At 34.1% G+C, this 5,515-nt stretch carries 3 protein-coding genes and 1 pseudogene; all 4 read left to right on the top strand.

The annotated features are described in order from the left end of the window. Positions 1-266: 266 nt before the first annotated feature. Positions 267-894, top strand: a pseudogene (locus M983_RS12885) (CDP-alcohol phosphatidyltransferase family protein). Further along, complete coding sequence (locus M983_RS12880; RefSeq protein WP_066751560.1) at positions 891-2,660, top strand: bifunctional alpha/beta hydrolase/class I SAM-dependent methyltransferase; 1,770 nt, start codon at positions 891-893, stop codon at positions 2,658-2,660. Before M983_RS12885 ends, M983_RS12880 begins: the two are co-directional and overlap by 4 nt. Before the next feature lie 104 nt (positions 2,661-2,764). Next, entirely contained in the window at positions 2,765-4,096 is a 1,332-nt protein-coding gene (locus M983_RS12875) for a phosphatase PAP2/dual specificity phosphatase family protein (protein WP_083954603.1), read from the top strand. Positions 4,097-4,632: 536 nt separating this feature from the next. Beyond that, positions 4,633-5,515 (top strand): MFS transporter (locus tag M983_RS12870; RefSeq protein WP_066751556.1); only part of this gene is annotated, 883 nt, incomplete at its 3' end.

Raw genomic sequence — 5,515 nt, 5'->3', positions numbered from 1 at the left:
AATATTTTTATTTAAATTGATAAGCATTAATTAATAATTCATTGTTAAAAAACAATATCATCTATTTCAATCATTAATGGTTACTTATGAAACATATAAATATTAGCATGTTACAATTACTAACATAATTTCTATTTTATTTACCATGCAAATTTGATTAAATTAATTAATATTTATTAAATAAATATATTAAGTTAGAGTAAAATCAAGTAAAAATAAAATAATATCATTGGTTAATAAACACACTTGTAACACAAGGAAGCGTAATGACGATTTATGATTTAAAACCTAAGTTTCAATCTCTTTTGCGTCCTTATGTCATAAAGCTCTACCAAAAGGGAGTAACAGCAAATCAGGTCACGCTTTTTGCTTTAGTGCTATCAATACTTGTTGGTTGCCTACTTTTTTTATTTCCTATTCCGCAATTATTTCTAATACTCCCTATCATTCTTTTTATTCGTATGGCGCTTAATGCTATTGATGGCATGCTAGCAAAAGAACACAACCAAAAAAGTCCATTAGGTGCAATATTAAATGAAGCAAGTGACGTGATTTCAGATGTGGCGCTTTATCTTCCATTTATCTTGGTTTTTCCACATGCTTATTGGTGGATAATGCTCGCACTTTTTTTAATGATAATGACAGAGTTTTTAGGTGTACTTGCTCAAACACTTTGCGCAATACGCTGTTATGACGGCCCAATGGGGAAAAGTGATAGCATTTACTTTTGGTGCGTTAGGATTACTTATTAGTCTTTTTCCTTCTTTCATCACATCAGATGCATTTAATTATCTGTTTATTATTATTAATTTATTGCTTTTATTCACCTGCTATAACCGAATTCACCATGCATTAAGAGAAGTTGCCACAATAGATAAGGATACATCATTATGAATCAGCAAATACAATATCTGACTCAAAGGAAAATGATTGAGTCTGAATTTACAACAAGTGATAAAACGGCACTTTATTATCGTCATTGGCCTGCTGAAATAACCGCTGAACCTAAAGCTATTATTTTATTTCATCGTGGTCATGAGCATTCAGGGCGAATATCTCATCTTGTTGATGAATTAGACTTACCTGATTTCTCAATGTTTGCATGGGATGCTAGAGGTCATGGAAAGAATCAAGGCCCTAGGGGATATAGCCCTTCAATGGGAACATCAATAAAAGATATAGATGAATTCGTACAGTACATTTCATCAAATTATGATATTCCATTAGAAAATATTGTTGTAGTTGGACAAAGTGTTGGTGCAGTTCTTGTTTCAGGTTGGGTAAATGATTATGCGCCTAAAATTCGAGGCATGATCTTAGCTTCACCCGCCTTTAAAGTGAAACTATATGTTCCTTTTGCTCGCACTGGTCTTGCGCTAATGCAAAAAATTCGTGGTCTTTTTTATGTTAATTCTTATGTAAAGGCACACTATCTTACTCACGATCAACAAAGAATCGACTCTTTTAATCAAGACCCTCTGATTACTCGCCCTATTGCCGTTAATGTATTATTAGAACTCTATAAAACGGCTGATCGTATTATTAAAAACGCATCATCAATTACGTTACCCACACAACTTTTTATTTCAGGTAATGATCATGTTGTGTATAAAAAACCACAACATCTCTTTTATCAACAACTCAATACACCAATAAAAGAAAAACATACATTAGCAGGATTTTACCACGATACATTAGGTGAAAAAGATCGAGCGATTGCTATTGATAAAATGCGTGATTTTATTGCAACGCTGTTCACACAACCTCGCTATCAGCATGATTATCGTCATGAAGATAAATGGAGCCACAGTGCTGATGTTTATCGCTCCTTACTTACCCCTTTATCAAAATATTCTCTAAAAGGTATTTACTATAATACTCTGAGTAAATTAATGAGCACGTTAGGTAAAGCCTCTGAAGGTATTGAGCTAGGATATGATAAAGGCTTTGATTCTGGTTCTACGTTGGATTATGTCTATCGTAACCAACCTCAAGGTAAAGGTATATTTGGTCGTGTTATTGATAAACAATATTTAAATAGTATTGGTTGGCAAGGTATTCGCCAACGCAAAGTGAATATCGAAAATACTATTCGTTATGCTATTCGCCAATTAAGCGATAATAATATGCCCGTTAATATTATTGATATCGCAGCAGGCCAAGGTCGCTATTTATTTGATGCTATTAACAATTATGAAAAAATTGACTCTATTTTAATGCGTGATTATAGCCTAGTAAATGTAGAGCAAGGGCAAATAGCGATTAAAGAGCGTTATTTAGAAGATAAAGTTCGTTTTGAAGAAGGTAATGCTTTCGATACAGAAAGTTTAAGTGCGGTAACACCTGCGCCTACATTAGGCATTGTGAGTGGTCTTTATGAACTATTCCCTGATAATCAATTAATAAAAGCCTCATTAAAAGGATTATCTCAAGCTATTCCTAAAGAGGGTTTGCTTATTTATACCTGCCAACCTTGGCATCCTCAACTTGAAATGATCGCACATGTTTTACCTAGTCATCAAGATGGTCAGCCTTGGGTAATGCGTTGTCGTAGCCAAGGTGAAATGGATGCATTAGTTAATGAAGCAGGTTTTGAGAAAATAAATCAACTTATCGACCACTGGGGTATTTTTAGCGTCTCAATTGCTAAACGTCGATAGTGGTAAATATAGAATGTTATCTCAAACAAATGTAATGGGATAGAAATAAGCAAAGGTGGTTTTACTTAATAAAATCACCTGCTTTTCAAGCAATGGAGTATTATGTGAGTCTCTCTTCAACGCCGAAAATGATAATCCCAAAAAAGATCTTGCTTGCAGGAATACTCTGGTTGCTATTTCTTGCACCTTTTTTCTATTTAACTTATATGCAAGTAAATAGCTATACGGCAACACTTCCTAATGTCCCCTCTTTTGTTTATTCATGGGAATCTGATATTCCTTTTTTACCTTGGAGCATTATCCCCTATTGGAGTGTGAATATTGCTTACGGACTTTCCCTGTTTATTTGTACAACGTTAAGAGAACAATTTATTCATGGAACTCGCTTAGTTGTTGCCTCTATTATTGCTTGCGCTGGTTTTTTATTATTTCCATTAAAATTTAGCTTTATTCGCCCTGCAAGTGAAGGCATTTCAGGATGGCTTTTTACTCAATTAGAAGGCTTTGATCTTCCTTATAATCAAGCCCCTTCTTTGCATATCATCTTATTATGGATAATTTGGCTAAGATTTCGTGCACATACGCCACCATCATGGCGCTGGTTACTTAATATATGGTCATTGCTTATCGCCATTTCTGTTCTTACTACTTGGCAACATCATTTTATTGATCTAATAACTGGCTTTGCTATTGGTGTTTTAATTTGTTATTTATTACCAATAAAAACACGTTGGTATTGGCATTTTTCAGGAAGTAAGCGAAGTTTACGTATAGCAACAAGTTACGGGATCACAGCACTTGTGCTCGCTATTTTAGCGAGTTTACTTCAAGGTATTTTTTGGATTTTACTTTGGCCTGCTATTACACTTTTATTTATTACATTCGGCTATTTAGGGGCAGGCTCTAGTGTATTTCAAAAAACAGTACAAGGTAAGATTTCACTTTCAGCAAAGATAATCCTATTACCTTATCGCTTTTTTGCTTGGTGTACTTATCGTTATTATTTAAAACATTGCCAAATACCAAGCCAAGTCGTTGATAATATCGTGTTAGGTGGTCGTCCTCTTTATATTCTAAATACTGATGCTGTTTTTGATTTAACTTGCGAATGGCCAAGAAATAAATTTAGTCAAAAACAATATTATATTGCACAACCACAAATTGATTTATTACCGTTAACACCGAATGATATTCATAATGCAATGATATCAATGACAGAACTTAGCCAATATGGTTCCATTTATGTACACTGTAAATTAGGATATTCTCGAAGTGCAACCGTCGTTGTTGCTTGGTTGGTTTATAGCCAAAAAGTGACTGATTTAGAAAGTGCACTCTCCTGTGTTTATCGAGCTCGTCCTCAAATTATTTTAACTAAAGAGACATTAGCTGCATTACAAATTTGGTATGAAGAATATAAACAAGCCAGAAAGTGAGTTTAATGTACTCACCACAAAAACAGCAGGAAATATGATTGTGTCCCTAACACAAAGCTGGCGCTATTTATTTTTTTTATCGGTTCTATCTTATTTAAGCTCATTACTCCTGCAACTTTTTTATTTTAAAAATAACTATTTTCTATTTATCTCCTCAGTGTGTTTTTTATTTACGCACTATTTTCTCTTTCGCTTATGGCTAGATAACCATTTTTTTAAAATACTTTATCGTTATCATGATAACGATAATTTTGATTATTGCTTATCCTTTCTTTTTAATAAGAAAACTAGCCATTGCTCAATGGAAATACGTTGGTTAGGCACTAAACGCCTCTTTTCTTTAGCCCTACTAACCACATTAATACAATGGTTATGGGGAATAATCAGTTTATTGCTTTAAATTAGAATAACAATTTATAACTAATTAATATAATTAGTTTTATTTATTTATATTCCCTCATTTTAATACTATCCTTTCCTAGAAAAAATGACTCATGTTACTATCATCTACCTTATAAATATTTTTCCTGAGTATTATGAAAAACGCCGTCTCACCATCACAGGTTCCTCTGAGTAAAAGCCTTATAATTCTAATGGCAATTGCAACTGGTATGGTTGTTGCCAGTAATTATTATGCTCAGCCACTTCTTGATTCTATTGCGCATTATTTTCAAATTTCTGTCACATTAGCAGGTTTTATCGTCACAACAGCACAACTAAGCTATGCAATCGGTTTAATGTTACTTGTTCCATTAGGCGATATGTTTGAAAGACGAACGCTTATTGTCGTCATGACCTTAATTTCAGCAAGTGGCCTACTTATTACAGCTATGGCACAAAATATTTGGGTTATGTTGATAGGGACTGCGTTGTCAGGTATGTTCTCTGTTGTCGCTCAAATTTTAGTGCCTTTTGCTGCAACACTGGCGACACCTCATCAGCGAGGTAAAGCTGTTGGTACAATAATGAGTGGTTTATTACTTGGTATTCTATTAGCCAGAACTGCATCAGGATTAATGGCATCATTTACAAATTGGCAAGGAATATTCTGGCTTGCTAGCCTATTTTTAGCTTTATTAGCTATTATCCTTTGGCGTTGCTTACCCACTTATAAAAATGAATCTAATCTAAATTATTTTCAACTAATTGGCTCTATTTTTAAGCTGTTTAAAACCACGCCGGTATTAAGAACACGCTCCCTTATTGGTGGCCTTATTTTTGTGCATTTCGGTCTTTTATGGACTTCAATGGCATTTTTACTTTCAGCGGATCCATTTAATTATTCTGATGCCATTATTGGATTATTTGGTCTTGTTGGTGCTGCTGGGGCATTAATGGCAGGAAAGGCCGGAGTTTGGGTAGATAAAGGAAAAGGAAAAAAAACCACAACGTCAGGGCTCATTCTCCTTCTGATTTCAT

Source organism: Proteus myxofaciens ATCC 19692 (assembly GCF_001654855.1).
GTDB lineage: Bacteria > Pseudomonadota > Gammaproteobacteria > Enterobacterales > Enterobacteriaceae > Proteus > Proteus myxofaciens.
The sequence above is the reverse complement of the archived record's forward strand: the minus strand, read 5'-3'. Positions and strand labels throughout refer to the sequence as shown.

Excerpts from the sequence above, each read along its gene's own strand:
- M983_RS12880 (WP_066751560.1), top strand. The coding sequence starts at position 891 with ATGAATCAGCAAATACAATATCTGACTCAAAGGAAAATGATTGAGTCT.